Below are 24,718 nucleotides of genomic sequence, written 5' to 3'. Positions count from 1 at the left end.
CTCATTTCGATCAGCGCGCGTCAACCCGTCACCCGTGAGGGGGTACAACTTCGTCCCCCGAACCGGTGACCAATTGTCGCCAAATCACTACCGGGCGCTACTCTCACACGCGTGAAGCACTCCACCACCCAACAGACGCGACGCGGCCACCGGGGTCCTGCCCGCCGGATCGGCCGCACCCTCGCCCTCGTCCTGCCCGTCGTCCTGGTGCTTTCCGGGACCCTGGCGGTCACCCGAGTCAACTGGACGGGGAGCCCCCGGAACTCGGTGCTCACCGCCACGGACGTCTCCTCGGCGGAGGTGTCGTCCGCCAAGGCCGGAGCCATCTCCCGCGCCCCGCAGGACGTGCTGCGCGACCAGCTGATGAGCGAGCTGCAGGAGAAGAACCCGGGCGAGGTCCTCACGCACCTCCAGCAGGCGGTGAACGGCCGCCCGTCGCTGGCGAGGCACTGCACCTCCATCGCCCGCGCCCTCGGCCGCGCCGCGGTCCGCGTGTACGGGGCCTCGCGTGCCCAGTCGTACGCCCGCCCCGTCTGCGACACCTCCTTCGCCTCCGGCGTCCTGGCCGCGCACAGCTGAATCCGTTGAACATCCGTTGCCGGATTCCCGGCCGTCTCCGTCTCCGCGTGAGCGACGGCCGAGAATCCGGTAACGGCTGATTAAGGAACGGTTGCAGGCGAAAGCCACCAGCGGGGCGCCACGTACAGTTCGGTCATGACCCATCCGAGCGCCGCGTCGCGCCCCACTCAAGCCGTCGTCCTTGCCGGTGGCCAGGGCTCCCGGCTGCGTCCCTACACCGACGACCGGCCCAAGCCGATGGTCGAGATCCCCGGCACGGGCACCCCGATCATCGGCCACCAGCTGACCTGGCTCGCCGAAGAGGGCGTGACGGACGTGGTGATCTCCTGCGGCCACCTCGCCGAGGTGCTGCAGAAGTGGCTGGACTCGGCCGACCTGCCCGTCACCGTCACCACCGTCGTCGAGTCGGAACCCCTCGGCCGAGGCGGCGGTCTGAAGTACGCCGCCGCCCGTCTGCCCCACCCGGACCGCCCCTGGTACGCCACCAACGGCGACATCTGGACCCGCTTCTCGCTGCGCGAGATGGCCGACTTCCACACCGAGCGGGACGCCGTGGCGACCCTCGCGCTGGCCCGTCCGCGCATTCCGTGGGGTGCGGTGAAGACCGACGGGTTCGGGCACATCACGGACTTCATCGAGGCCCCGCCGTCGACGTTCGAGATCAACGCGGGCGTCTATGTGTTCTCGCCGGAGTTCGCCGGCCTGCTTCCCGAGCGCGGTGACCACGAGCGGACCACGTTCCCGCACCTGGCCCGTGAGCGGCGGCTGGCGGGCTTCCCGATCCCGCAGGGGGCGTACTGGCGGGCCATCGACACGGCGAAGGACCTGACGGAGGCGGCGAAGGAGCTGGCGGCGTTGGGGCGCTGACGGCTGTGGCCACCTGGCTCCGTGCGCGAAACACGCGGAATACGGTAAATACGGGAAATACGCGAAGCACGTGAATGCCTGAATGCGTGAAAGGGGTCCCGCACCTTGTGGTGCGGGACCCCTTTGCTGTGGGGGCTGTCCGTCCCTAGCCCAGCAAGCCGCCCACCAGGCCCGGCTGTCCGGAGGACGTGCTGCCGCCGCCGCTGCCCGTGCCGCCGGTGGAGCCGGTGCCGCCGGTCGCGGTGCCGCCGGTGCTGGGGCCGGCGGTGGTGCTGGGGGCCTGGCCGACCGGGGAGGTGTGCCGTGGCGGGGCCTGGCCCGCGGTGCCCTGGGTCTGGCTGGGCGCGCCGCCGGTGACGGTGCCGGACGAGTGGGCCGCGCCCGGGGCCGTCGCGGCGCCGGACGGCGAGGTGGACGCCGTGGCGCCGCGGGACGGCGCGGTGGATGCCGCGGGGGCCTTGGTGTGCGGCTTGGCGGGCTGTTCCGGGAGCGGGGAGCCGGGCAGGTTGTTGCGCGGGGCCTCGCCGGGTCCGGGTACGACCACGCGGCTGGAGTCGCGGACGGCGCCGCCCAGCAGGGAGCCGACGAGCAGGGTGAGGCCGACGGTGATGGCGGTGACGAGGGCGCCGCGGCGCAGGACGTGGCGGCGCAGCTCCCAGATGTCGGAGCGGGGTCCCAGGGTGCGCCAGGCGTTGCCCGCGAGGCGGCCGTCGACGGAGTAGACGGGGGCGCCGGCGATGATCAGCGGGGACCAGGCGGCGAGGTAGATGATGTCGGGGGCGTCGTAGGCGGGGACGGTTTCCCAGCTGACGGTGACGATGAGTGCGGCGGAGAGCAGCGCGCCGAAGACGGCGGCGACCCGCTGCCAGCAGCCCAGGATCGTGAGGACGCCCACGACGACCTGGAGGAAGGCGAGGACGAGGCCGGAGCCGACGGGGTGCTGGAGGGCGAACTGCCTGAGCGGCTCGGCGACTTCCCAGGGGTGCAGGGTGTTGAGCCACTTGACCATGGAGCCGCGTTTGCCGCCGTCGAAGTAGACGGGATCGCAGAGCTTGCCCATGCCGGCGTAGATGGAGATGAAGCCGAGGAAGACGCGCAGGGGGAGCAGGACGACGCCGAGGTTCATCCGGCGGCCGGGGTAGTAGGCGTGCCGGGCCGGGTCGTCGCCCTGGCGCCTGGTCCGGGGTTCGGCGGCCGCCTCGGCCGGTTCCTCGAAGTCCTCGTACTCCTCGAACTCCCCTCCCGTGTAGGCGGGTTCGTCGTAGGTGCTGCCGACGGTCCGCATGGGGGGCAGGAGTCTGTTCTCGCCGGGGGCGGGGGCGCGCTGGGGGCCTACGAGGGGGGTCTCGGCGGTCCGGCCGAAGTCGTCGTAGCGGTCGTCGCCGTAGCCGCCGTAGCCGCTGTATCCGCCGCCGACGCGGGGGATGACCTGGGTGGCCGCGGCGTCGGCGGACGACTCGTCGGGGTAGCGGACGCTGCCGCCCCGCACGGCCTGGAGCAGGCGGTGGGCGCCGGTGTCGTCGGGTGCGGACCTGCCGCTCCAGACGAGGGGGCGGCGCCGGGTTCCGGCCGTGCCCGCTCTGCCCGCGGCGCCGGCGACCGGGGTGCGGGGGGCTTCGGCGCCGCTCAAGTGCCGTGCGACCCGCGGGGATTGGGCTCGCCGTGTCGAGGTGCCCAGCTGCACGCGGAAGCTCGCGTGATTGACGATGACCTGCGCCGGATCGCTCGGCACCTTCACCATGCTCAGCGCGGGAGCGTCGTCGAATCCCGACGAGCGGTCCCCCGTGGGTGTGCGGGGTGTTCTGGTGTCCACACTCATCTAACCGAGTGACGTGGAGTTAGGACACTGCTTTGAACTGTCGGATCTGTCCGGACCGCGTCAAGGTTGCCCTGGACGCCTGAATTAACCCGTACGGGTGGGCTCACGGACGCGCGTTCAGGCGCGCCCGTGAGTCTCCGTCAGCCTCGGCGCCGAGCCGCCTCGTACAGCACGATCCCCGCCGCGACACCCGCGTTGAGCGACTCCGCACCACCGGGCATCGGGATCCGCACCCGGAAGTCGCAGGTCTCGCCCACCAGTCGGGACAGGCCCTTGCCCTCGCTGCCGACGACGATGACGACCGGGCCGTGCAGGGCCTCCAGGTCGCCGAGCTCGGCCTCTCCGTCGGCGGCGAGGCCGACGACCACGATCCCGGCCTTCTTGTACGCCTCCAGGGCGCGCGTCAGGTTGGTGGCGCGGGCGACGGGCGTACGGGCGGCCGTACCGGCGGACGTCTTCCAGGCACCGGCGGTCATGCCGGCCGCGCGCCGCTCGGGCACGACGACGCCGTGGCCGCCGAAGGCGGAGACGGAGCGGACGACGGCGCCGAGGTTGCGCGGGTCGGTCACCCCGTCGAGGGCGACGATCAGCGGGTCCTCGCCCTCGTCGTAGGCGGCGTCGGCGAGGTCCTCGGGGTGCGCGTACTCGTACGGCGGGACCTGGAGGACCAGGCCCTGGTGGTTGAGCCCGTTGGTCATCCGGTCGAGCTCGGGGCGCGGGGCCTCCATGAGGTTGATGCCCCCGCGCTCGGCGGCGAGCTGGAGTGCCTCGCGGACGCGCTCGTCGTTGTCGATGAACTGCTGGACGTAGAGGGTCGACGCCGGGACGCCCTCGCGGAGCGCCTCGACGACCGGGTTGCGGCCGACGACCAGCTCGGACGACGACTTGCCGCCGCCCCGGCGCTGCTGCGGGCGCCCCTGGGCGCGGCGGACCTTCGCGTTCGCGGCGCGCTGCTTGGCGTGCCCCTTGCGCATCTCGGCGGGCGGGGTCGGACCCTTGCCCTCCAGGCCCCGGCGCCGCTGGCCGCCGCTGCCGACCTGCGCGCCCTTCTTGCCGGACATGCGGCGGTTGTTCGCGGCCATGACCTACCTGTTCTCTACGGAAGCGTGCGTACGTGTATATGCAGTGTGCCGCCCGGACAGCCGGGCGGCACAATCGATCATCGGACCGGCGGGCGGTCTCAGAGCGGGCCGAGGCTCCAGCGCGGTCCCTGCGGACTGTCCTCGATGACCAGTCCCGACTGGTTGAGCTGGTCGCGGATGGCGTCCGCGGTGGCCCAGTCCTTGCGGGCGCGGGCGGACTCGCGCTGGTCGAGGACGAGCCGTACGAGGCTGTCGACGACACCGTGCAGGTCTTCGCCACGGCCGGCGCCGTCACCGGCCCAGTACGGGTCGAGCGGGTCGAGGCCGAGGACGCCGAGCATGGCACGGACCTCGGCGAGGCGGGCCACGGCGGCTTCCTTGTCGTCCGCGGCGAGAGCGGAGTTGCCCTGCCGGACGGTGGTGTGCACGATGGCGAGGGCCTGCGGGACGCCGAGGTCGTCGTCCATGGCCTCGGCGAAGGCGAGCGGCACCTCGGCGGCGGGTTCGACGGCGGCGCCGCCGGTCAGCTCGGTGACCCGCTGCATGAACCCCTCGATCCGCGCGAACGCGGACTCGGCCTCGCGCAGGGCCTCCTCGCTGTACTCGATCATCGAGCGGTAGTGCGGGGTGCCGAGGTAGTAGCGCAGCACGATCGGCCGCCAGCGCTTGACCATGTCGCTCACGAGCACCGAATTGTCCAGCGACTTGGACATCTTCTCGCCGGCCAGGGTCACCCAGGCGTTGTGCACCCAGTACTGGGCGAAGTCGTCGCCGTAGGCCTTGGCCTGGGCGATCTCGTTCTCGTGGTGCGGGAAGATCAGGTCGAGGCCGCCGCCGTGGATGTCGAAGGCGCTGCCCAGGTACTTGTGCGCCATGGCGGAGCACTCCAGGTGCCAGCCGGGGCGCCCGGGTCCCCAGGGCGTCGGCCAGGTCGGCTCGCCGGGCTTGGCCGACTTCCACATGGCGAAGTCGCGCGGGTCCCGCTTGCCGGTCTCGCCCTCGCCGGAGGGCTGGAGCAGGTTGTCGAGCTCCTGCCGGGACAGCTCCAGGTAGCGCGGGAAGGAGCGGACGTCGAAGTAGACGTTGCCGTCCGCCTCGTAGGCGTGGCCGCGCTCGATGAGGCCCTGCATCATCTCGATCATCTCGGTGATGTGGCCGGTGGCGCGGGGCTCGTACGTCGGCGGCAGGCAGCCCAGCGCCGTGTAACCGTCGCCGAACGCGCGCTCGTTCTCGTACCCGATCGACCACCACGGGCGGCCCTGCTCGGCCGCCTTGGCGATGATCTTGTCGTCGATGTCGGTGACGTTCCTGATGAACGTCACCTCGTAGCCCCGGTACGCGAACCACCGGCGCATGATGTCGAAGTTGAGGCCCGAGCGGATGTGCCCGATGTGCGGGGCGGACTGCACGGTGGCACCACACAGGTAGATCGAGACACAACCCGGCGTGAGCGGGGTGAAGTCGCGGATCTGCCGGGCGTTGGTGTCGTACAGCCGAATAGTCACCACTCCAGGGTAGTGGGCGCGGGGTAGTGCCTTGGGACCTTCCGTCGAAGGGCCATGAATTCGTGACGTTTGCCTCCGGCGGTCGGGCGGCTGTTTCGTGCCGGTGCGCTGTGGGTCACGTCCCTGGGGGCTGCCGGCCTCGGCCAAGGAGCCCCTAGGCCCCCTAGGCCCGGACGACCAGCGCCGTGGCCACCGCCATCAGCCCCTCGTCCCGGCCGGGGAATCCGAGGCCGTCCGTCGTGGCCCCGGAGACGGAGACCGGGGCGCCCGCGGCCTCCGAGAGGAGCTTCTGGGCCTCGTCCCGGCGCTTGCCGATCTTGGGGCGGGGGCCGACGACCTGGACCGCGATGTTGCCGATGCGGAAGCCCGCCTCGCGGACGATCCGGGCCGCCTCCGTGAGCAGGGTGACGCCGGAGGCGCCCGACCACTGCGGGCGTCCGGTACCGAAGTGCTGTCCCAGGTCACCGAGGCCGGCCGCGGAGAAGAGCGCGTTGCACGCGGCGTGGGCGACGACATCCGCGTCGGAGTGGCCGGCCAGCCCCGGTCCCTCGCCCTCCCACTTCAGGCCGGCGCACCACAGCTCCCGGCCTTCCTCGAAGGCGTGGATGTCGGTGCCGATGCCGACCTGGGGCAGCACCGGGAGTGCCTCAGAATCCATCGTTCAGCCTCCTGCGGGCCAGGACCGCCTCCGCGAGGACCAGGTCCAGCGGGCGGGTGACCTTGAAGGCCTCCTCGTGACCGGGGACCACGACGACCGTCTCCCCGAGCCGCTCGACCATGCCGGCGCAGTCGGTGACGTCGTCGGTGACGGTCTCGTGGGCCCGTACCAGCGTCGCCCGGTCGAATCCCTGGGGCGTCTGCACGGCGCGCAGCCGGGCCCGCTCGGGCGTGGCCACGACCGGTTCGGGGTCGCCGTGCACCGCCGCGGGCCCGACCTCCTTGACGGTGTCGGCGAGCGGCAGTGCGGGGACCACGGCCGGGGCGCCGTCGCGTACGGCCTCGATGACGGCGTCCACCGTGTCCACGGGCACGAGCGGGCGGGCCGCGTCGTGCACCAGGACGATGCCGTAGTCGGGCGGGAGCGCGTCCAGGCCCAGCTTCACCGACTCCTGGCGGGTCTCGCCGCCCGCTACGACCAGGAAGTCGGTCCTCTCGGGGAGCGCATGCGCGTCGAGCAGCGACTTGACCTCGGCGGTGCCGTCGGGCGGGGCCACGACGATCACCAGGGAGACGGCACGGGACGCGGCGAGCGCGCGCACCGCGTGGATGAGCATGGGCGTGCCGTTCAGCGTGCGGAGCGCCTTGGGGGCGCCCGGACCGAGGCGTACGCCCCGGCCGGCGGCCGGAATCACCGCGGCTGTACGGAGCTCCGCGGGCGAAGGACGCGAATCGTCAGACATCGGTTCCTGTCAGGTTTGTGTGCTCGGCCTACGTGGGTATGGCCTGGGAAGTGCCGGGCGCGACGCCTTGACCGGACCCTTCCGTGACGCCGGTCGAGCCAGCTGCCCGGGCCCGGCACGCCAAGTATCGGGGGATGTCCCCCGACTTCGACACTTGATCGCCCCGATATTCGACGGGTGTACGGCATCCGGGTATCCGGGTGTCCAGATACGAACATGCCGCAGCGCCCGGCGACAGCAGTTGCGTCATCGGGCACCACGGCATTTTCACTGTGCTGAGCAGAGCGGGCGTAGCCGGCTTCGCCTCAGGACGCGAGAACCTCGTCGAGCAGGGCCTCGGCCTTGTCCTCGTTCGTGTTCTCCGCAAGAGCGAGCTCGCTCACCAGGATCTGGCGGGCCTTGGCGAGCATGCGCTTCTCACCGGCGGAGAGTCCGCGCTCGCGCTCACGACGCCACAGGTCACGCACGACTTCCGCGACCTTGATGACATCGCCGGAGGCGAGCTTCTCCAGGTTTGCCTTGTATCGACGCGACCAGTTCGTGGGCTCCTCGGCGTACGGCGCGCGCAGCACCTCGAAGACCCGGTCCAGCCCGTCCTGACCGACCACATCACGCACGCCCACGAACTCAGCATTGTCCGCTGGCACACGCACCGTCAGGTCACCCTGGGCGACCTTCAGCACCAAGTAGGTCTTGTCCACGCCTTTGATCTGACGAGTTTCGATGGCCTCGATCAGCGCGGCCCCGTGATGGGGATAGACCACGGTGTCGCCAACCTTGAACGTCATGTGACAGGTACCCCTTCCGTGGCTATCCAGGGTAACACGGATACGGCGTCTTCTGAATGGCGTTTTCGCAGGTCAGGGCATATCTCGGGGCTTGACAACAGCAACAGGAACGTGCTTCGGACGGGCAGCGGAAGCGGGTATTCGCAGGTCGGAGCGGCTCTTCGGGCAGGGTGAAACGCGTACGTTACACACATCCGGAGGCCCCTCCAACCGGACGAACGTCCACATTTGTCCGGTATCAAGCGTGCGACTTCCGCTACTCCGTTCGGTGGGCCGGAGGCGGGTACGAGACTTTCCGGAATTGATCACGGGCATCCGACTGAGCGGTACGTGATCAATTTCCGGGGCGGCCGCGCATTCCTCCACTGAAATTTTGCGAGCCGTCTTATGTGAATGCCGGACAAGCCCCGAGTCGGCCCCGAGTCATAGTGACTCGGGAGTCACTTGTTGGGCCCGGGTACCCCCTGCATGAGCGAAGCCTGCGAGGTTGGGGGAGGGTCGGGTGCGGCCGCGCGGGAACGGCTCGGTAACCTAAGGCCGCTGACAGACACTTAGGGTGGCTTTATTAGGGAGCCGCCCGTGCGTTCAAGGAGTTGCCGCCGCCGTGAGCAGCAGCCTTCGACGCGGCGCCCTCGCCGCCTCCGCCGTCGTTTTCTCGATCGCCTCGCTCGCCGCGTGCGCTGCCGGCAGCGACTCCCAGACGCTGGAGGTCAAGCCGGACAACGCGGCGACGAGCGTCGGCAGCATCAAGGTGCAGAACGCCACCGTCATCACCCAGCCCGATCTGACGTCCGACGGACCGGCCGTGATCTCGGCGACCATCTTCAACACCGACACCATCCACCCCCAGACCCTCCAGTCGATCGTCGTCCCCGGCACCGGCAAGACCGCCCAGCTCTCCCCCGCCAAGGGCGGGTCGCTGAGCATCCCGCCCGGCGGCTCGCTCGTCATCGGCGGCAAGAACAACGCCTCCGCCGTGCTGTCCAGCAGCCGCGAGTCGGTCCAGGACGGCAACGCCCAGAAGATCACCTTCACCTTCAGCACGACCGGTGACGTGAGCCTGCGCGCCTTCGTCGTCCCGGCCGCGCACTACTTCACCGAGTGGGGCCCGAGCGAGATCCCGACGGCGTCGGCGACGCCCGCCGCGGGTGCCACGGCGTCCACCAGCGCCAAGCCGGGCAAGCACCGCGCGTCCGCCACCGCGACCGCGACCGCCGGGGCGACCGCGAGCGACTCCGCGTCGGCGTCGGCCACGCCTTCCGGCAACTGACCGGCCGTACGACGAAGCCGTACGAGTGAAGGGCGGCACCCCGAGGGGTGCCGCCCTTCACTCATGCCTCGGCTTACGGCTCGAACTTGTACCCGAGCCCCCGCACCGTCACCAGGTACCGCGGCGCCCCCGGGTCCGGCTCGATCTTGGCGCGCAGGCGCTTGACGTGGACGTCGAGGGTCTTGGTGTCGCCCACGTAGTCGGCGCCCCAGACGCGGTCGATGAGCTGCATACGGGTCAGGACACGCCCGGCGTTGCGCAGCAGCATCTCCAGGAGGTCGAACTCCTTGAGGGGGAGGTCCACCTTCGAGCCGGAGACCGTCACCACGTGGCGGTCGACGTCCATGCGGACCGGGCCGGCCTCCAGGGCCGCCGGCGTGACCTCCTCCGGCTCACCGCGGCGGCGCAGCACGGCGCGGATGCGGGCGACCAGCTCGCGCGAGGAGAAGGGCTTGGTGACGTAGTCGTCGGCTCCTATCTCCAGGCCGACGACCTTGTCGATCTCGCTGTCCTTGGCGGTGACCATGATCACCGGAACGTTGGAGCGGCCGCGCAGCTGCCGGCACACCTCCGTGCCGGGAAGCCCCGGCAGCATCAGGTCGAGCAGGACGAGGTCGGCGCCGTTGCGCTCGAACTCGTCGAGTCCGTCGGGGCCGGTGGCCGCCACGGCGACCTCGAAGCCCTCCTTGCGGAGCATGTACGACAGGGCGTCGGAGAAGGACTCCTCGTCCTCGACGACGAGCACTCGGGTCACGGAAGGACCTCCGGGGCGGGAAGCGTTGCGTACGCGGTTGACTCGGGGAATTCGGCGGATCCGGATGATCCGGGGGATGAGTGTGCGGCCTGACCGGCCTCGTCGTCGAGGTCGGGGTGCTGCTGGGCGCGGTCGCGGGCCACGCCCGCCTCCGGCAGCCGCAGGGTGAAGGTGGAGCCCTGGCCTTCGGCGCTCCACACCGTGACCTCCCCGCCGTGCGAGGCGACCACGTGCTTGACGATCGCGAGACCCAGACCGGTGCCGCCGGTGGCCCGGGAGCGGGCCGGGTCGACGCGGTAGAAGCGCTCGAAGATGCGCTCCTTGTCCTTGTCGGAGATGCCGATGCCCTGGTCCGTCACGGCGAGCTCGATCTGGTCGCCGCCGGGCACGCTGACCCTGCGGGCAGCTATGCCGACGCGGGTGCGGGCCGGGGAGTAGTTGACGGCGTTCTCGACGAGGTTGCCGAGGGCGGCGGCGAGCTGCCCCCTGTTCCCCCACACGTGCAGGTCGGCGGTGCCGCCGGCGGCCATGGTGATCTGCTTGGTGCCGGCCTGGTGGCGGCACCGGTCGACGGCCTCGGCGACCAGCTCGTCGACCCGGACGGGCTCGGCGTCCTCCAGCGGGTCGTCGTTCTGCACCCGGGAGAGGTCGATGAGCTCCTGGACCAGGTTGGTCAGCCGGGTGGCCTCGATCTGCATGCGTCCGGCGAAGCGCTCCACGGCCTCCGGGTCGTCGGAGGCGTCCATGACGGCCTCGGACAGGAGGGAGAGCGCGCCGACGGGGGTCTTCAGCTCGTGGCTGACGTTCGCGACGAAGTCGCGTCGTACGGCCTCGATCCGGCGGGCCTCGGTGAGGTCCTCGACCAGGAGCAGTACCAGCCGGGACCCGAGCGGCGCCACGCGGGCGGAGACGGCCAGGGCCTCGCCCCGTCCGGTGCCCCGCCTCGGCAGGTCCAGCTCGACCTGTCGTATCTCTCCGTCCCGTCTGGTGTCCCGGGCCATCTGGAGCATCGGCTCGATGGCGAGTTTGCCGCCGCGCACCAGTCCGAGGGCGTATGCCGCGGAGCTGGCCTTGACGACGGCGTCGGCCTCGTCGAGGACGACCGCCGACGAGCGGAGCACGGACAGTACGGTGTCCACGCCCGGCGGAAGCACGGGGTCGGTGTGCAGAGAAGTCCTGGTCGGTCGCTTCTGGTCGCGTTCGCTCCAGCGGAACGCCAGCATGGCGATCACACCGGTGAGAACCCCGGCGATCGCTGCCGCTGCGGCGACCGCCGCGTTCACGTCCATGCATCCAGGTTAGGCATGGGACAGGTGATGGCCACAGCCGTCGAGGTGCGAGCTAGAACACTCGTCGCCCAGAGTTCACCTTGGAGCCAGTATTGGTTCATTTGGGGTGGCAGAAACGGACGCGTGGGGGCCGGAACGTGGGAGCGTGGGGTTCGCACCGCTGGTTTCGCCACGGGCCCCAGCCCCCGGAACCCACGAAAGCACACGTACGAGAGGGAATCCTGATGCGGGACGCGTACCACGAGGAACTTGATTCGATCGGCGACGGTCTGGTGGAGATGGCCCGGCTGGTCGGGTCGGCGATCGGGCGCGCCACGACGGCCATCCTCGACTCCGACCTCAAGTTGGCCGAAAGCGTGATCGAGGCGGACCAAAAGGTCGACGAGCTCCAGCACGACCTGGAGGCGCGGGCGATAGCCCTGCTCGCGCGCCAGCAGCCGGTGGCCACGGACCTCCGGATCGTCGTCACCTCGCTCCGTATGTCGGCGGACCTGGAGCGCTCCGGCGACCTCGCCCAGCACGTGGCGAAGCTCGCCCGCCTGCGCTTCCCCCAGCGCGCGGTCCCGCAGGACCTGCACGCCACAATCCTGGAGATGGGCCAGCTCGCCCAGCGCCTGATGGCGAAGGCCGCCGAGGTGATCGTGACGAAGGACGTCGACCTCGCGCTCCAGCTGGAGCAGGACGACGACGAGATGGACCTCCTGCACCGCACCCTCTTCCAGCACCTGATCGACGAGCGCTGGAAGCACGGCATCGAGACCGCCGTCGACGTCACCCTGCTCGGCCGCTACTACGAGCGGTACGCCGACCACGCGGTGGCGGTCGCCAAGCGCGTCGTCTACCTGGTGACGGGCGAGCACGCGGACGAGCTCCAGGCCGACATCCACCCGGTGACGGGGGCGGAGGGCGCGTAGTCCTCCGGGAGCCGCGGGCGCTCCGGGAGCCGCGGGGCGCTCGACGGTTGCCCGGTGGCGTCGCGCGTTGCCCTGCCAGGGCGCGCGAACGCCACTGTGCGCCGTTGATGCGCCCGGCAAACCGGGCATGGAATGGGCAAAGGCACCAGGCCCAAGCCTCAAGGAGGGGACCCATGGCCGAATCCCCCGGCACCACGCCCGACCCCACCCAGCAGCGCGAGACGGACCAGCCCACCGAGACCAGGAGCCTCCCGCTCTTCGGCGCGTGCGGCTGCGGCTCGGGCTGCGGTTGCGGGTGCCAGTCCGGCAATCCCTGCCAGTGCGGCTGACGACAGCTCTCGTACGACGACGAAGGACCCCGGTGCGATGGATCACCGGGGTCCTTCGTCGTGTGCCCGGCGGGCGGTGAGGCGCAGCATGAAAGGGAACACAGGCAGTGCGTGCACGAAGGAGGCGCGTGGCCATGACCCAGTTCATGGACGTCCACCACGGGATGAAGGGCATCACCGACGACCAGCTGAGTCGGATGCACCAGGCCGACCTGGCCATCGAGAAGGAGGAGGACGTGCACTTCGAGAGGGCCTGGGCAGACCCCGAGTCCGGCACGATGTACTGCCTCTCCGACGCCCCCTCGGCCGAAGCGGTCCAGCGCATCCACGAACGCGCGGGCCATCGGGCGGACGAGATCCGTCCGGTGCCACTGTCGATCTGGTGACGTAAGGGAACAGGGATGGAAGTCGAGTACGTCACGCTGGTCTGCGACGACGTGCCCAAGGACGTGGTGCTCACCGTCCCGGGCGCCCGTGTTCTGGACGTCGCCCAGGTCGTACGCCGGCTGACCGGACTGAGCCTCTGGCACAGCAAGGTCCTGACGGACCGGGCTCCCGTCGTGATTCTCGACGGGAGCCCGACGAGGTGGCCGAGACGGCGGCTGCCGCTCTCCGTGACGCGGGAGCGGAGGCAGCCGTGAGAGAGCAGCCGCAACCACGCTCTCCCGGCCCCGTCACGTGACGGCCCCCGGGATGTGACAAGCCCCCAACCCCCGCACCGCACGTGACGTTTGAGCACGCAGGTGCGCTGGGTACTGGGGGCAGCCTGTGCGACGGCTGTGCCCAAGTCATGCGATGGAACTGGGGGACGAAGGTGGCATCGCGCGTCGCCTCCGCACAGCTGCACGAGACCAGCGCCCGCCTCATCGGCCGTTCCGGCGCCTTCAGCACCGGTCCCTCACCAGCTCGGGCTGCCCCTCATCGCACCTCATCGACCCGTTCAGGAGATACATGCGCAAGCGCGCTGCTTTTGCCGTACTCACCGCCGTCGCCGGTCTGGCCGGCTTCGCCGCCCCTGGCGCCTACGCGGACGAGACCCATGGCGACATCCAGGTCGACAGCGTCGTCGTCAACGGCGGTAAGAACATCGTGGTCGACACGGCCGACAAGACGGTCACGGTCTCGGTGACCGCCACCGACCCGTCGGGCATCTGGGACGCGGACTTCTACCTTTGGCGGGGCCCGGACGGCACCGACCCCTACTTCAGCGCCGACAGCTACGTCGCGACCAACGAGGACACCGAACCGGCGGACTGCGTCGCCTCCAGCAGCACGACGTCCACCTGCTCGAAGACCTTCACCTTCGAACCGGACTGGTGGCTCAAGAACGCCGACGCCGGCACGTGGAAGGTGGGCGTCCAGGTGTCGGCCAACGACGGCAGCTGGACCGAGCGGTACGCCTACACCACCACCCGCCTCCAGCGGCACTCCAAACTGACCGCCGACGCAGGTCCCGAGCCGGTCGCCAAGGGCAGGACACTGACCGTCACCGGCAAGCTCACCCGGGCCAACTGGGACACGCTCGACTACCGGGGCTACGCCGGCCAGCCGGTCAAACTCCAGTTCCGCAAGGCCGGAACCACGACCTACACCACCGTCAAGACGGTGAACACCTCCAGCACCGGCAGCCTGACGACCACGGTCCCCGCGTTCGAAGACGGCTACTGGCGCTGGGCCTTCGCAGGCACCTCCACCACCCCGGCCGCCAACGCGCCGGGCGACTTCGTGGACGTGCAGTAGCCCCAGCAGCCGAACCAGCCCCACCGAAAAGCCCCCTGCCGGCGGACAGAGCGCAGCCAGGGGGCTTGCTCATGTGGGCTTTTTGCTGGTCAGGGCAGTACTCATAGGCGGCCGGATGGTCGTCATCGGTCGTTGTTGGCCACTGTCGAGCGACCTCGGACGGCCCAGAGAAGGCCCAGACAGTGGCCTATCTGGACGACCCCTTGTTCTGGCCGGTGCACCTCGGTGCCTGTTTGCGTGGTGAGGACGCGGGCGGGCAGCACTGTCACCCGAATGGCCCAACGTGACGTGCCACCCACATGGGTGAAGATCAAACTGACTAGTGCCCCAACCGAGGTAATCCGTGAAAGGGGAACCACATGCGCATTCGACGAATCCTCGCCGCCGTCATCGCCACGGCAGCCCTCGCCGGACTCGGCCTCACAGGCGCCGCCACCGCCACCGCCGCCACCGCGCAGGGTGCCAAATCCTACGTCACCCCTGGGCAGTGCAGGGAGGGCGGCGGAGTGCCCGCGATCAATGAGCCGGGCAACCTCTGCAAGGGCGGTACGCACGACGGGGAGACGGTCGACTGAACCCCAGAGGGCGCCCCGCAGCCACGCGCCGCGGGGCGCTCCCGCGCGAGCGTAGCCGGGAGAGTCGCAGGGACTGTGCCGACCCCTCGGGCACGCTTCTCCGCCCGCAAGATCACACGGGCTGAGGTGCCAGGGAGGTCCCAAACCGCGAAAATGCCCCTGCTCCGCACCGAAAGCGCAGATCAGGGGCATGATCAAGAAAGCTACTTCTTCTTGCCCTGGTTCTTGACCGCCTCGATGGCTGCCGCGGCCGCGTCCGGGTCGAGGTACTTGCCGCCGGGGGTGAGCGGTTTGAAGTCGGCGTCGAGTTCGTAGGAGAGCGGGATGCCCGTCGGGATGTTCAGGCCCGCGATGTCGGCGTCGGAGATGCCGTCCAGGTGCTTGACCAGGGCGCGGAGGCTGTTGCCGTGGGCCGCGACCAGGACCGTGCGGCCGGCCAGGAGGTCGGGGACGATGCCGTCGTACCAGTACGGGAGCATGCGGACGACGACGTCCTTCAGGCACTCCGTGCGCGGGCGCAGCTCCGGCGGGATGGAGGCGTAGCGCGCGTCGTTCGCCTGGGAGAACTCGGAGTCGTCCGAGAGCGGGGGCGGCGGGGTGTCGTACGAGCGGCGCCAGAGCATGAACTGCTCCTCGCCGAACTCCGCCAGCGTCGCCGCCTTGTCCTTGCCCTGGAGGGCGCCGTAGTGGCGCTCGTTCAGGCGCCAGCTGCGGTGGACGGGGATCCAGTGGCGGTCGGCGGCTTCGAGGGCCAGCTGCGCCGTGCGGATCGCTCGCTTCTGGAGGGACGTGTGGACCACGTCGGGAAGGAGGTCGGCGTCCTTCAGGAGCTCGCCACCGCGGACTGCCTCCTTCTCGCCCTTCTCGTTCAGGTTGACGTCCACCCAGCCGGTGAACAGGTTCTTCGCGTTCCACTCGCTCTCGCCGTGGCGGAGGAGGATCAGCTTGTACGGTGCGTCGGCCATGCCCCAGAGCGTAATCCACGCATTCGGACCCTCGCTCGAGTGCCCGAAGGCCGGACGATTGACGGCATCTGTTAATTGAGTGGCTCAGTCGAGCAGGCCCTTCGTAAGGTGTCCTCGCCAAGCCAGGCACTTACACAAGCTTGTCCGACCGTGGGGGATCCATGCCGCTCGCCGCCCTGAGACGCGCCGCCCGGGACACCGTCTCCGGCCTCCCCCGCGAGTTCTGGTGGCTGTGGACCAGCACCCTGGTCAACCGGCTCGGTGCCTTCGTCGCCACGTACATGGCCCTGTATCTGACCCTGGACCGGGGATACAGCGCGTCGTACGCCGGTCTGGTCGCCTCGCTGCACGGGCTCGGCGGGGTCGTGTCCTCCCTCGGCGGGGGTGTGATGGCGGACCGGCTCGGGCGGCGGCCGACGCTGCTCGTGGCCCAGTCGGCCACCGCCGCCTCGGTGGCGCTGCTCGGGTTCATGCACGACCCCGTCGCCATCGCCGCCGTCGCCTTTCTCGTCGGGATGGCCTCCAACGCCTCCCGGCCCGCCGTGCAGGCGATGATGGCCGACATCGTCCGGCCTCAGGACCGGGTGCGGGCCTTCTCGCTCAACTACTGGGCGATCAACCTCGGCTTCGCCGTCTCCTCCATGGCCGCCGGCTTCATCGCCGAGGTCAGCTATCTCGCCGGCTTCCTGATCGAGGCGGGGATGACGGCGGCCTGCGCGGTCGTCGTCTTCGCCAAGCTGCCGGAGTCGCGGCCGGTGCGGGAGGCCGTCAAGGGGGCGGGGGACGAGGTCGGTCTCGGCACCGTGCTGCGGGACGGCAGGTACATGGCCGTCGTCGGGCTGTCCTTCCTCGTCGCGGTCGTCTTCCAGCAGGGCTCGGTCGGACTGCCGGTGGCGATGGGCGCGGCAGGGTTCTCGCCGGCCGACTACGGCATGGCCATCGCCGCCAACGGCATCCTGATCGTCGCCCTGCAGATCCCCGTCACCCGCTTCATCGAGCACCGGGACGCACGACGGCTCCTCGTCGTCTCCTCCGTGCTCGCCGGGTACGGCTTCGGGCTCACCGCCTTCGCCGGATCGGTCGGCGTCTTCGCGCTCACCGTGTGCGTGTGGACGCTCGCCGAGATCGTCAACGCCCCGACCCAGACCAGCCTCGTCGTCCGGCTGTCGCCCGTTCACGGGCGCGGGCGCTACCAGGGCATGTACACCCTGTCCTGGTCCCTCGCCGCCCTGGTCGCGCCCCTCATGTCCGGCGTCGTCATCGACCGGTTCGGCGCGGAATGGCTGTGGGGCATGTGCGCGGTCGTCGGTACGGCGGCGGCGATCGGGTACTCCGTGGTCATGCGGCGCCTTCCGGCGGCCGGGGCGACGGACTCCACCGCCGCGGCGAACGCCGAGCCCGAGGTCCGTACGGCGTGAGGCCGGCCCCGCGCCCGCCTCACGGGAGCGTGCACGGCGCGCTCGCGCACCCCGGCGACGAGCTGGAGGCCGAGAACCGGCGCGACCCCGCCGTCGCCCGTGCGCTGCGTGAGCTGCTCGACGGGCGGGCGCCGGGCGAGGTGGCGTCACCGGTTTCCTGAAGTGCGCGGCCGGGTTCGACCACCAGGCCCGTCTCACCCGGCACTTCAGGAAACTGGTGGGCGTGACGCCGGGGCGCTACCGGGTCAGCGGCCGGTGAGGCGGCAGCGGGTCAGTTGACGTCGACGTAGTCGGCCGTCGCGGTCGCGCCGCCCGTCGTGGCCGTCTCGCCGAAGGTCCAGCGCCAGTAGCCGTCCGTGGACGCGGTGACCGTGGTCTTCAGGTAGCCCGCGGAGTCCGCCGACACGGTCTTGACCGTCGAGTAGGTGCTGGTGCCCGCCTTGCGGAACTGCAGCTTGGCCGCCTTGCCGCCGAAGCCGGTGTAGGCGTGCCTCACCCAGTCCGCGCGGGTGATCCTGCCGGTCACGGTGAGCGCCTTGCCCTTCGTGACGGGCTCGGGCGTGGCATTGACGGTCACCTTCGCCGCGCGCTTGACCTGCACGGAGCTGAAGCCGGTCAGGTACTCCTCGCCCTTGAGGTGGTCGTTCGAGTCCCAGACGCGCACCCAGACAGCCGTCTTCCAGGTCGTCGCGTCGTTGTTGGAGTCCAGCCTCCAGCGTGGATCGATGTACAGCTCACCCTCGCAGTCGGCAGCGCGCGGGCCGGCCTCGTTGCAGGTGGTGAAGCCCGTGTAGATGCCGCCGGATTCGGCGCCCTTGGCGGCCGTGGTGTCGTGGTACAGGTACGGGAACGGGGTCACGTCGTCGACGCCGACGCCGGACGGCAGGGTCATGTGGAAGGTGAAGCCGGGCCGCACCTCCGCGGTGGTGCCCACGATGACGGGCTTGCCCTTGTTCACGACCAGGTTCGACACCGTGATGCCGGTGTCCGCCGCCTCCGCGGACGGCGCGGCGAACGCCCCCAGGGCGAGCGCTCCCGCGAGCACGACCGCGGAGCCGGATCTGCCTGCGCGCATGCACAACCTCTTGCTGGTGAGAGACCGGTAAGGGTCAGGTAAGAATTCGGGTTGCCGCAGGTTAACAGCCGTGGCTCACATGCCTCACAGGCCCCGCTGCGCCTCGTACAGGTTGCGCGGGCGCACCGCGTCCGTCGTGCCGTACAGCTCCAGCCGGGAGTGCAGGTCGCCCGCGAAGTCGGGGACGTCGGTCTGGTCGAACTCGGTCACCGTGTTGAGGCCGACGGTCGCGGAGTACGGCGCCAGGCCGTCGATCCTCATCAGGCCCGCGCGGCCGTTGGTGACCCGGACGTTCCAGTGGGTAAAACGGGCGCCGAACAGCGGCCCGGCGCTCGCGTCGCCGCCGTGGCGGCCGTTGTTGTTCACCGTGATGTCGGTACGGACGTTCGCGAAGGGCAGTCCGCGGTGGCTGTCGAAGGTGCCCATGCGCATGTCGCCGCGTGACCACACGTTGTGGGAGGACAGGCCCTCGACGTTGATGCCGTGCAGCTGGGTGTTCGGCGGGGCGGGAACGGTCCGCTCCTCGATCGTGAAGTCCTCGATCAGGTTGTCGTGCGAGCCCTCGCGGCAGAAGTACGGGTGGTGCGAGCCGCGGCCGGACACGCGTGTGCCGCGCAGGGTGCAGGCGGAGGCGGCGACCAGGCCGAAGCCGTTGTCGACGTGCCGGACGGTGACGTCGTCCAGCCAGCAGTCGTAGGCGCACTGCAGGACGACGCCGTTGTAACCCTTGTCGAGGAGGTGCGGGGACTGCGGGGTCTCCACCGCCTCCAGGGTCAGGCCCTCGACACCGGACCCGGTCAACTCCGGTACGTGGGTGGTCAGCCGGGGGTCCCACTCGGGTCGTACGTCCAGCGGGAGCGGGCGTTCGAGGGTGACGCGGCGGCCGTGGACGCGGGTGACGCGCACGGGCCATTCGTAGGGGACGTACGAGGTCAGCTTGGTCTTGTCGTCCCAGTAGTACGCCTGTGGACCGGGCCCGCCGCCCGACATGTGCTCCAGGAGGGTGTGGTCGGGGTCGTCCGCGAGGCGGAGGAGGACCAGTTGCCCCGGCCTGAGCCGGCGGGAGTCCGCGACGGTCAGCGTCCAGGAGCCCTGGCGGGCCGGTTCGACGGTCGTCAGGGTCGTCCACTCGTCGCGCCGGTTGCCGGTCCAGCCCTCGAACGGCCAGGCCCTGGCCCCGATCGCGGCGACCAGGGAGTCCCAACGGGCCTGCGGGGTCAGCCAGATGAGCCCTCCGGCCCAGGACCAGGCGGACTTGTCGCCGCCGTAGCGGGAGCCGTAGACGCCGATCAGCTCGGTGAGGTTCTTGGTCGCGTACAGCTTCGTACGGTCGCTGCCGGCGCCCCTGACGACCACGTTCGAGTCGGCGACCCGGATCAGGCCGTCGATGCGGAAGGTGCCGGGCGGGATGGTGACCGTGCCACCGCCGGCCCTTCCGGCGGCGGCGATGGCACGGTTGATCGCGGGGGCGCAGTCGGTGGTGCCGTCCGGCACGGCGCCGAAGTCCGTCACATCGGCCACGGCGGGGCGGCGGGGGAAGCACGCCGCCCCGCCGTGGCAGCCGGCCCGGCCGATGTACGGGATCTGCGGGTGGGTGAACGGGGTGCGGGTGAACTCCCGCCAGAGCGCGGGGACTTCCGCGGCCGCCGCGGTGCCCGTCGCCGCGCCGAGCGCCACGGCGGTGGCTCCGCCGAGCAGGGCCCGTCTTGTGAGGTGCGCCTTGCCCATGTCCGTCCGCCCTCCCATGGTGACTTCCATGGCGATTTTCATGGACGTGAACGACGTTCAGATGTGCGTTGGCGGTGAGCATGCCACCAGAGCCCCTTCACGCGGAAGGGGTCGTACCGAGAGTCGGTTGCTCAGTCAGACGTGCTCAGTCAGCCGGGCGCTGGATCAGATTCGTGAACGCGTCCAGGTTCCGTGTCGACTCGCCCCGCGCCACCCGCCAGGCGTACTCCTTACGGATCGCGGAGGCGAAGCCGAGTTCCAGGAGGGTGTTGAAACTGCCGTCCGCGGCCTCCAGGACCTGACCGAGGAGCCGGTCGGTCTCGTCGGCGGTGACGGAGGCGAGGGGCAGGCGGGCGGTGACGTAGATGTCACCGAGCCGGTCGACGGCGTAACTCACGCCGTACAGCTTGAGGTTGCGCTCCAGGAGCCAGCGGTGGACGGCCGCCTCGTTCTCGTCGGGGTGGCGGATCACGAAGGCGTTCAGGGAGAGGGAGTGCCGGCCGACGAGGAGCGAGACCGTCGTCGAGAGCTTGCGGGTGCCGGGGAGCTTGACGACGTAGTTGCCGGGCTCGGGGCTCTCCCAGTCGAGTTCGGCGTCCTTGAGGGCATCCTCGATGACCTGCGCCGCCCGTTGCTGCCGCTGTGAAGCCTCACCCATGGTGGGAGCGTACGCGACGGCGATGGGCCTGGGTCGCGGCCGTGTACACGTCGGCGGTGGCGGCGGCCGCGGTGTCCCAGCCGAAGGACTGGGCGTGCCGGGCGGCGGCCGCGCCCATGCGGTCCGGGAGGGTGGGGTCGTCGGCGAAACGGCCCAGCACGCGCGCGTAGTGGGCCGGATCGTGGCCCTGGACCAGGAATCCGGTCTCACCGTCCCGCACGGCCACCGGGAGCCCGCCGACCGAGGCGGCGAGCACCGGCGTGCCGGCCGCCTGCGCCTCTATGGCGACCAACCCGAAGGACTCGCTGTAGGAGGGCATGACGAGGACGGACGCGGCCCGGAACCAGTCCGCGAGCTGCTCCTGCCCGACGGGCGGCCGGAACCGCACGACGTCGGCGACGCCGAGCCGCGCGGCGAGCTTCTGCAGGCCCTCGGGCTTGGCGAGGCCGCTGCCGCTGGGGCCGCCGACGACCGGCACGAGGATCCTCGACCGCAGCTCCGGGCGCTCGTCCAGGAGGACGGCCACGGCGCGCAGGAGCACATCCGGGGCCTTCAGGGGCTGGATGCGGCCCGCGAAGACCGGGATCAGGGCGTCCTGCGGAAGGCCGAGGCGGGCGCGGGCGGCGGCGCGGGCGGTCGTGGGTCCCCCCGGAAGGGGCCGGTCGCCGCCCTTGGGGAAGGGGCGGAAACGGTCGAGGTTGACGCCCGGGTGGACGACGGCGACCTTGGCCGGGTCGGCGGCGTAGTGCCGTACGAGCTCGTCGGCCTCCTCGGCGGTGTTGGCGATCAGCCGGTCGGCGGCCGAGACGATCTGGGTCTCGCCGATGACGCGGGCGGCGGGCTCGGGGGTGTCGCCGTCGGCCAGGTTGGCGTTCTTGACCTTGGCCATGGTGTGCATGGCGTGCACCAGTGGGACGCCCCAGCGCTGGGCGGCGAGCCAGCCGACGTGGCCGGAGAGCCAGTAGTGCGAGTGCACGAGGTCGTAGTAGCCGGGGCGGTGGCCGGCCCAGGCCTGCATCACGCCGTGCGTGAAGGCGCACAGCTGGGCCGGGAGGTCCTCCTTGGCCAGGCCCTCGTAGGGGCCCGCGTCGACGTGCCGGACGAGGACGCCCGGGGCGAGTTCGACGGTGGGCGCAAGTCCGCCGGCCGTGGCCCGCGTGAAGATCTCGACCTCGATGTTGATCGCGGCCAGGCGTTGCGCGAGCTCCACGATGTAGACGTTCATGCCGCCGGCGTCGCCGGTGCCGGGCTGGTGGAGCGGTGAGGTGTGCACGGAGAGCATGGCGACACGGCGGGGCCTGCGGTGCAGCCTGAGCCGCGAGGGGGCCGCCGAAGAGCGACGCCCGAGCCTGCTGACGTACTGGCTCACGTGGCGTTCCTCCTTGCTGCGGGCATGCCGGTGGGAGGACCTGGGGCGCCCTCCAAGGGGGTGCAACAGCGGGAGGGGCGGCCCCATTTCCCGATCAAGGAGCTTTGCCGAATCATTACCACCAATCGCTCAACCGTTCGATGCTGAGGCGCGTTCGCCGACCCGGCCCCGCATACCCTCGTACGTATGACAGCCCGCGCAGCCACCCTCCCCCACTCTCGGCTTCGCTCGAGCGGGGGCACCCCCATCGTGGGAACGGTGACGCGCGGGACGACCAACCCCAACCGTCTGCGCCGCATGGACCGCTGGATCGCGGCCACACACGGCGCCGAACTGCGCCGGGCCGCCGACCCCGTGGCGATCGACCTGGGGTACGGGGCCGCGCCCTGGACGGCGGTCGAACTGCTCGGCAGGCTCCGCACCGCCGCGCCCCGCGCGCGCGTGGTCGGCGTCGAGATCGAACCGGCCCGGGTCGCGGCGGCGAAGCCGTACGAGCGCGAGGGCCTGGCCTTCCGGCACGGGGGCTTCGAGATCCCCGTCCCCCAGCGGCCGCACCTCATCCGCGCCGCCAACGTGCTGCGACAGTACGAGGAGGGCGAGGTCGCCGCCGTGTGGGAGCGGCTGTGCCGGCGGCTCGCGCCGATCGGCCCGGGCTCCCGGGGAGGGCTGCTCGTCGAGGGGACCTGTGACGAGATCGGCCGGCGGCACGTATGGGTCGCGCTCGGTCCCGAGGGGCCGCGGACGGTCACCTTCGCCACCCGACTGGGGTCCCTGGAGCGGCCGTCCAACCTCGCGGAACGCCTGCCCAAGGCGCTCATCCACCGCAACGTCCCGGGTGAGCCGGTGCACGCCTTCCTGCGCGACTTCGACCGCGCCTGGGCGGCCGCCGCGCCCTACGCCTCCTACGGCGCCCGCCAGCGCTGGATCCGCGCGGTGCGGGACCTGACGGCCGACTGGCCGGTGACGGACTCGGCGGCGCGGTGGCGGCAGGGCGAAGTGACGGTGGCGTGGACGGCGTTGGCACCCCGGAACTGACCCCTCCCGGCCCCTGACCTGCGGGGAACGATCTTCATGCGCCGTTCGTCACATCGGCGGGAGATCGTCATGTCCGGACGGGAAAGTGGGGAGGATCCACCGGGCACCACCCCTGTCGCTTTACGCCACGACATGGCACGATCCCCCGGGCGACCGTAAGTTACTGACGGTAAATCAGTTTGGGGGACGGGGTATGGGGACGGGCAAGCGCGGCCTGCTCACGGCGGCCGTGACCGTGGTCTGCGCGGTGACCGTGCTGGCGGCACCCGGCACGGCGTTCGCGGCCCCGAAGCCGAAACCCACGGCAACGGCCACGACCAGACCCCCCGCGGCCACCCCCACGACCACCCCCACGGCCTCGCCGACTCTCCCGCCGAACAAGGACCTTGAGGCCGTCCGCGAGAAGCTCGACGCGCTCTACCACGACGCGGCCGTCGCCACCGACGAGTACAACGCCGCCGAGGAGAGGACCCGGAAGCAGTCCGCCGAGATCGTCGAGCTGGCGAAGAAGATCGTCGAGGGCCAGAAGAGGCTCGACGACCTGAAGGACCGCGCGGGCGCCGCGGCCCGCGCCCAGTACCGCACGGGCGGACTGCCGCCCGCGGCCCAGCTGATACTGAGCGACGACCCGCAGCAGTTCCTGGACGGCGCGGGGCAAGTGCTCCAGGGCCAGCGGGCGACCAAGGGTCTGATCGTGGAAATGACCCGCACCCAGCAGGACTTGAAGCAGTACGCGCAGGACGCCTCCGCCCAGTGGAACAAGCTGGAGGCCAACCGCAAGACCAAGGCCGCCGCCAAGAAGAAGATCAAGCAGCAGATCGCGGCCGCCGAGAAGCTCCAGTCCCGGCTGGAGAAGAAGGAGAAGGAGCGCCTCGCCAAGCTGGAACAGGAGGCCGCCCACAAGGCGCAGACCGCCTGGCTGGACACCGGCATCCTGAAGGAGATCAACGGCAAGGCGTCCGAGCAGGGCAAGAAGGCGGTCGAGTTCGCGACGGCCCAGATGGGAAAGCCGTACCAGTGGGGCGCCGAGGGCCCGGACACGTACGACTGCTCGGGCCTGACCTCACAGGCCTGGCTGAAGGCCGGCCATGCGATCCCGCGCACCTCGCAGGAGCAGTGGAAGCAGCTCAAGCACGTGGACCTCAAGGACATGCGGCCCGGCGATCTCATCATCTACTTCGACGACGCGAGCCATGTGGCGATGTACGTGGGCGACGGCGCGATCATCCACGCCCCGCGGCCCGGACGGACGGTGACGCTCGCCGGGGCGGGCGAAATGCCCATTCTGGGCGTGGTGCGGCCGGACGCGTGACACGGGTCATGTGACCCAGTCCATGGTCAACACCCTTCCAAACCCGGGCCGGACGTGACCTTCGTCATCCCCTGCCCAGTGCCACCGTGTCCAACTCCGCTATGGATCGCGGCATATGCCAGCGGCCTGCGACCTAGCGACGCGGCTCACACCATTCCGCTGCGGCGGCCTGTACCGCTATGGTCCCCGTCGGTGGGTCGAGGTCCCTCGCCCCACCCGTGCCCTCGGGGGGAGGGAAGGAACCCAA

The 24,718-nt window shown here is 70.7% G+C and carries 26 protein-coding genes; 13 read left to right on the top strand and 13 right to left on the bottom strand.

All coding sequences use genetic code 11. The annotated features are described in order from the left end of the window. Nucleotides 1-111 precede the first annotated feature (111 nt). Together ACIPSA_RS15340 and ACIPSA_RS15335 are read left to right on the top strand one after the other, a co-directional pair. Nucleotides 112-579 (top strand): hypothetical protein, encoded by a 468-nt coding sequence (locus ACIPSA_RS15340; RefSeq protein ID WP_402634108.1) that lies wholly within the window; start codon nt 112-114, stop codon nt 577-579. Nucleotides 580-714: 135 nt separating this feature from the next. Then, entirely contained in the window at nt 715-1,446 is a 732-nt protein-coding gene (locus ACIPSA_RS15335) for an NDP-sugar synthase (RefSeq protein ID WP_402634105.1), read from the top strand. Between the two features lie 145 nt (nt 1,447-1,591). On the opposite strand, the gene ACIPSA_RS15330 is transcribed toward ACIPSA_RS15335, so the two are convergent. From ACIPSA_RS15330 to ACIPSA_RS15305, 6 genes are all read right to left on the bottom strand, one after another. After that, nucleotides 1,592-3,265, bottom strand: a complete 1,674-nt coding sequence (locus ACIPSA_RS15330; protein ID WP_402634102.1) for a DoxX family membrane protein — start codon at nt 3,263-3,265, stop codon at nt 1,592-1,594. Nucleotides 3,266-3,405: 140 nt separating this feature from the next. Further along, entirely contained in the window at nt 3,406-4,347 is a 942-nt protein-coding gene (rlmB, locus tag ACIPSA_RS15325) for a 23S rRNA (guanosine(2251)-2'-O)-methyltransferase RlmB (RefSeq protein WP_402634099.1), read from the bottom strand. A 98-nt stretch (nt 4,348-4,445) separates the two neighbouring features. Further along, entirely contained in the window at nt 4,446-5,852 is a 1,407-nt protein-coding gene (gene cysS / locus ACIPSA_RS15320; protein WP_402634096.1) for a cysteine--tRNA ligase, read from the bottom strand. A gap of 163 nt (nt 5,853-6,015) precedes the next feature. Continuing rightward, complete coding sequence (ispF, locus tag ACIPSA_RS15315) at nt 6,016-6,510, bottom strand: 2-C-methyl-D-erythritol 2,4-cyclodiphosphate synthase (RefSeq protein ID WP_402634093.1); 495 nt, start codon at nt 6,508-6,510, stop codon at nt 6,016-6,018. Continuing rightward, nucleotides 6,500-7,252 (bottom strand): 2-C-methyl-D-erythritol 4-phosphate cytidylyltransferase, encoded by a 753-nt coding sequence (ispD, locus tag ACIPSA_RS15310; RefSeq protein WP_402634090.1) that lies wholly within the window; start codon nt 7,250-7,252, stop codon nt 6,500-6,502. The genes ispF and ispD overlap by 11 nt, the downstream gene beginning before the upstream one ends. A gap of 305 nt (nt 7,253-7,557) precedes the next feature. Continuing rightward, nucleotides 7,558-8,040, bottom strand: coding sequence for a CarD family transcriptional regulator (locus ACIPSA_RS15305; RefSeq protein WP_003953493.1), 483 nt, complete (start codon nt 8,038-8,040; stop codon nt 7,558-7,560). 604 nt (nt 8,041-8,644) lie between these two features. On the opposite strand from ACIPSA_RS15305, the gene ACIPSA_RS15300 reads away from it, so the two are divergent. Next, on the top strand, nt 8,645-9,310 hold the full coding sequence (locus ACIPSA_RS15300) for a DUF461 domain-containing protein (RefSeq protein ID WP_402634087.1): 666 nt from the start codon (nt 8,645-8,647) through the stop codon (nt 9,308-9,310). 73 nt (nt 9,311-9,383) lie between these two features. On the opposite strand, the gene ACIPSA_RS15295 is transcribed toward ACIPSA_RS15300, so the two are convergent. Beyond that, entirely contained in the window at nt 9,384-10,064 is a 681-nt protein-coding gene (locus ACIPSA_RS15295) for a response regulator transcription factor (protein ID WP_010358452.1), read from the bottom strand. Then, on the bottom strand, nt 10,061-11,353 hold the full coding sequence (locus ACIPSA_RS15290) for a sensor histidine kinase (RefSeq protein ID WP_402634085.1): 1,293 nt from the start codon (nt 11,351-11,353) through the stop codon (nt 10,061-10,063). The genes ACIPSA_RS15295 and ACIPSA_RS15290 overlap by 4 nt, the downstream gene beginning before the upstream one ends. A 224-nt stretch (nt 11,354-11,577) precedes the next feature. Between ACIPSA_RS15290 and phoU the strand changes: the two genes are divergently transcribed. The 6 genes from phoU (at nt 11,578) to ACIPSA_RS15260 (ending at nt 14,911) form a co-directional block, all read left to right on the top strand. Further along, nucleotides 11,578-12,267 carry a phosphate signaling complex protein PhoU gene (gene phoU / locus ACIPSA_RS15285; RefSeq protein ID WP_402634082.1) on the top strand — a complete coding sequence of 230 codons (690 nt, stop codon included), beginning with the start codon at nt 11,578-11,580 and terminating at the stop codon, nt 12,265-12,267. Between the two features lie 173 nt (nt 12,268-12,440). Then, nucleotides 12,441-12,596 carry a hypothetical protein gene (locus ACIPSA_RS15280; RefSeq protein ID WP_402634079.1) on the top strand — a complete coding sequence of 52 codons (156 nt, stop codon included), beginning with the start codon at nt 12,441-12,443 and terminating at the stop codon, nt 12,594-12,596. 134 nt (nt 12,597-12,730) lie between these two features. Continuing rightward, a complete protein-coding gene (locus tag ACIPSA_RS15275) occupies nt 12,731-12,982 on the top strand; it encodes an SCO4226 family nickel-binding protein (protein ID WP_402634076.1) in 252 nt (83 codons plus the stop codon). Between the two features lie 15 nt (nt 12,983-12,997). After that, a complete protein-coding gene (locus ACIPSA_RS15270) occupies nt 12,998-13,237 on the top strand; it encodes a hypothetical protein (RefSeq protein WP_402634073.1) in 240 nt (79 codons plus the stop codon). Between the two features lie 310 nt (nt 13,238-13,547). Beyond that, nucleotides 13,548-14,336: a DUF5707 domain-containing protein gene (locus ACIPSA_RS15265; RefSeq protein ID WP_402634070.1), complete on the top strand. Its 789-nt coding sequence runs from the start codon at nt 13,548-13,550 to the stop codon at nt 14,334-14,336. 359 nt (nt 14,337-14,695) lie between these two features. Then, the gene (locus ACIPSA_RS15260; protein ID WP_402634068.1) at nt 14,696-14,911 is read left to right on the top strand and encodes a hypothetical protein; all 216 of its coding nucleotides are present in this window, start codon (nt 14,696-14,698) and stop codon (nt 14,909-14,911) included. Between the two features lie 203 nt (nt 14,912-15,114). Here the strand turns inward: ACIPSA_RS15260 and ACIPSA_RS15255 are convergent, their stop codons facing one another. Further along, nucleotides 15,115-15,876 (bottom strand): phosphoglyceromutase, encoded by a 762-nt coding sequence (locus tag ACIPSA_RS15255; RefSeq protein WP_402634066.1) that lies wholly within the window; start codon nt 15,874-15,876, stop codon nt 15,115-15,117. A gap of 161 nt (nt 15,877-16,037) precedes the next feature. Between ACIPSA_RS15255 and ACIPSA_RS15250 the strand changes: the two genes are divergently transcribed. Together ACIPSA_RS15250 and ACIPSA_RS15245 are read left to right on the top strand one after the other, a co-directional pair. Further along, nucleotides 16,038-17,294 (top strand): MDR family MFS transporter, encoded by a 1,257-nt coding sequence (locus tag ACIPSA_RS15250; RefSeq protein WP_402634063.1) that lies wholly within the window; start codon nt 16,038-16,040, stop codon nt 17,292-17,294. A 29-nt stretch (nt 17,295-17,323) separates the two neighbouring features. Beyond that, the gene (locus ACIPSA_RS15245; protein ID WP_402634060.1) at nt 17,324-17,455 is read left to right on the top strand and encodes a hypothetical protein; all 132 of its coding nucleotides are present in this window, start codon (nt 17,324-17,326) and stop codon (nt 17,453-17,455) included. A gap of 110 nt (nt 17,456-17,565) precedes the next feature. Here ACIPSA_RS15245 and ACIPSA_RS15240 read toward each other — a convergent pair whose 3' ends face one another. The 4 genes from ACIPSA_RS15240 to mshA all read right to left on the bottom strand — a co-directional run bounded on the left by ACIPSA_RS15240 (nt 17,566) and on the right by mshA (nt 22,124). Next, a complete protein-coding gene (locus ACIPSA_RS15240) occupies nt 17,566-18,369 on the bottom strand; it encodes a hypothetical protein (RefSeq protein WP_402634058.1) in 804 nt (267 codons plus the stop codon). 84 nt (nt 18,370-18,453) lie between these two features. Beyond that, nucleotides 18,454-20,115 carry a glycosyl hydrolase family 28-related protein gene (locus tag ACIPSA_RS15235; RefSeq protein WP_402634056.1) on the bottom strand — a complete coding sequence of 554 codons (1,662 nt, stop codon included), beginning with the start codon at nt 20,113-20,115 and terminating at the stop codon, nt 18,454-18,456. Between the two features lie 127 nt (nt 20,116-20,242). Then, nucleotides 20,243-20,755: a YbjN domain-containing protein gene (locus ACIPSA_RS15230; protein ID WP_402634053.1), complete on the bottom strand. Its 513-nt coding sequence runs from the start codon at nt 20,753-20,755 to the stop codon at nt 20,243-20,245. Further along, nucleotides 20,748-22,124, bottom strand: coding sequence for a D-inositol-3-phosphate glycosyltransferase (gene mshA, locus ACIPSA_RS15225; protein WP_402634051.1), 1,377 nt, complete (start codon nt 22,122-22,124; stop codon nt 20,748-20,750). Before mshA ends, ACIPSA_RS15230 begins: the two co-directional genes overlap by 8 nt. A 186-nt stretch (nt 22,125-22,310) precedes the next feature. Here mshA and ACIPSA_RS15220 point away from each other — a divergent pair, with 186 nt between their 5' ends. Next, complete coding sequence (locus ACIPSA_RS15220) at nt 22,311-23,159, top strand: class I SAM-dependent methyltransferase (protein ID WP_402634048.1); 849 nt, start codon at nt 22,311-22,313, stop codon at nt 23,157-23,159. 193 nt (nt 23,160-23,352) lie between these two features. Then, entirely contained in the window at nt 23,353-24,471 is a 1,119-nt protein-coding gene (locus tag ACIPSA_RS15215) for an NlpC/P60 family protein (protein ID WP_402634045.1), read from the top strand. Nucleotides 24,472-24,718: the final 247 nt, after the last annotated feature.

The organism is Streptomyces sp. NPDC086549, assembly GCF_044746205.1.
Taxonomy (GTDB): Bacteria; Actinomycetota; Actinomycetes; order Streptomycetales; family Streptomycetaceae; genus Streptomyces.
This window is presented reverse-complemented; position numbering and strand designations above follow the sequence as displayed.

Coding starts and splice junctions, on each gene's coding strand:
- ACIPSA_RS15335 (WP_402634105.1), top strand. CDS start 715: ATGACCCATCCGAGCGCCGCGTCGCGCCCCACTCAAGCCGTCGTCCTT.
- ACIPSA_RS15330 (WP_402634102.1), bottom strand. CDS start 3,265: ATGAGTGTGGACACCAGAACACCCCGCACACCCACGGGGGACCGCTCG.
- rlmB (WP_402634099.1), bottom strand. CDS start 4,347: ATGGCCGCGAACAACCGCCGCATGTCCGGCAAGAAGGGCGCGCAGGTC.
- ispF (WP_402634093.1), bottom strand. CDS start 6,510: ATGGATTCTGAGGCACTCCCGGTGCTGCCCCAGGTCGGCATCGGCACC.
- ispD (WP_402634090.1), bottom strand. CDS start 7,252: ATGTCTGACGATTCGCGTCCTTCGCCCGCGGAGCTCCGTACAGCCGCG.
- ACIPSA_RS15305 (WP_003953493.1), bottom strand. CDS start 8,040: ATGACGTTCAAGGTTGGCGACACCGTGGTCTATCCCCATCACGGGGCC.
- ACIPSA_RS15290 (WP_402634085.1), bottom strand. CDS start 11,353: ATGGACGTGAACGCGGCGGTCGCCGCAGCGGCAGCGATCGCCGGGGTT.
- phoU (WP_402634082.1), top strand. CDS start 11,578: ATGCGGGACGCGTACCACGAGGAACTTGATTCGATCGGCGACGGTCTG.
- ACIPSA_RS15280 (WP_402634079.1), top strand. CDS start 12,441: ATGGCCGAATCCCCCGGCACCACGCCCGACCCCACCCAGCAGCGCGAG.
- ACIPSA_RS15275 (WP_402634076.1), top strand. CDS start 12,731: ATGACCCAGTTCATGGACGTCCACCACGGGATGAAGGGCATCACCGAC.
- ACIPSA_RS15270 (WP_402634073.1), top strand. CDS start 12,998: ATGGAAGTCGAGTACGTCACGCTGGTCTGCGACGACGTGCCCAAGGAC.
- ACIPSA_RS15265 (WP_402634070.1), top strand. CDS start 13,548: ATGCGCAAGCGCGCTGCTTTTGCCGTACTCACCGCCGTCGCCGGTCTG.
- ACIPSA_RS15260 (WP_402634068.1), top strand. CDS start 14,696: ATGCGCATTCGACGAATCCTCGCCGCCGTCATCGCCACGGCAGCCCTC.
- ACIPSA_RS15255 (WP_402634066.1), bottom strand. CDS start 15,876: ATGGCCGACGCACCGTACAAGCTGATCCTCCTCCGCCACGGCGAGAGC.
- ACIPSA_RS15250 (WP_402634063.1), top strand. CDS start 16,038: ATGCCGCTCGCCGCCCTGAGACGCGCCGCCCGGGACACCGTCTCCGGC.
- ACIPSA_RS15240 (WP_402634058.1), bottom strand. CDS start 18,369: ATGCGCGCAGGCAGATCCGGCTCCGCGGTCGTGCTCGCGGGAGCGCTC.
- ACIPSA_RS15235 (WP_402634056.1), bottom strand. CDS start 20,115: ATGGGAGGGCGGACGGACATGGGCAAGGCGCACCTCACAAGACGGGCC.
- ACIPSA_RS15230 (WP_402634053.1), bottom strand. CDS start 20,755: ATGGGTGAGGCTTCACAGCGGCAGCAACGGGCGGCGCAGGTCATCGAG.
- ACIPSA_RS15220 (WP_402634048.1), top strand. CDS start 22,311: ATGACAGCCCGCGCAGCCACCCTCCCCCACTCTCGGCTTCGCTCGAGC.
- ACIPSA_RS15215 (WP_402634045.1), top strand. CDS start 23,353: ATGGGGACGGGCAAGCGCGGCCTGCTCACGGCGGCCGTGACCGTGGTC.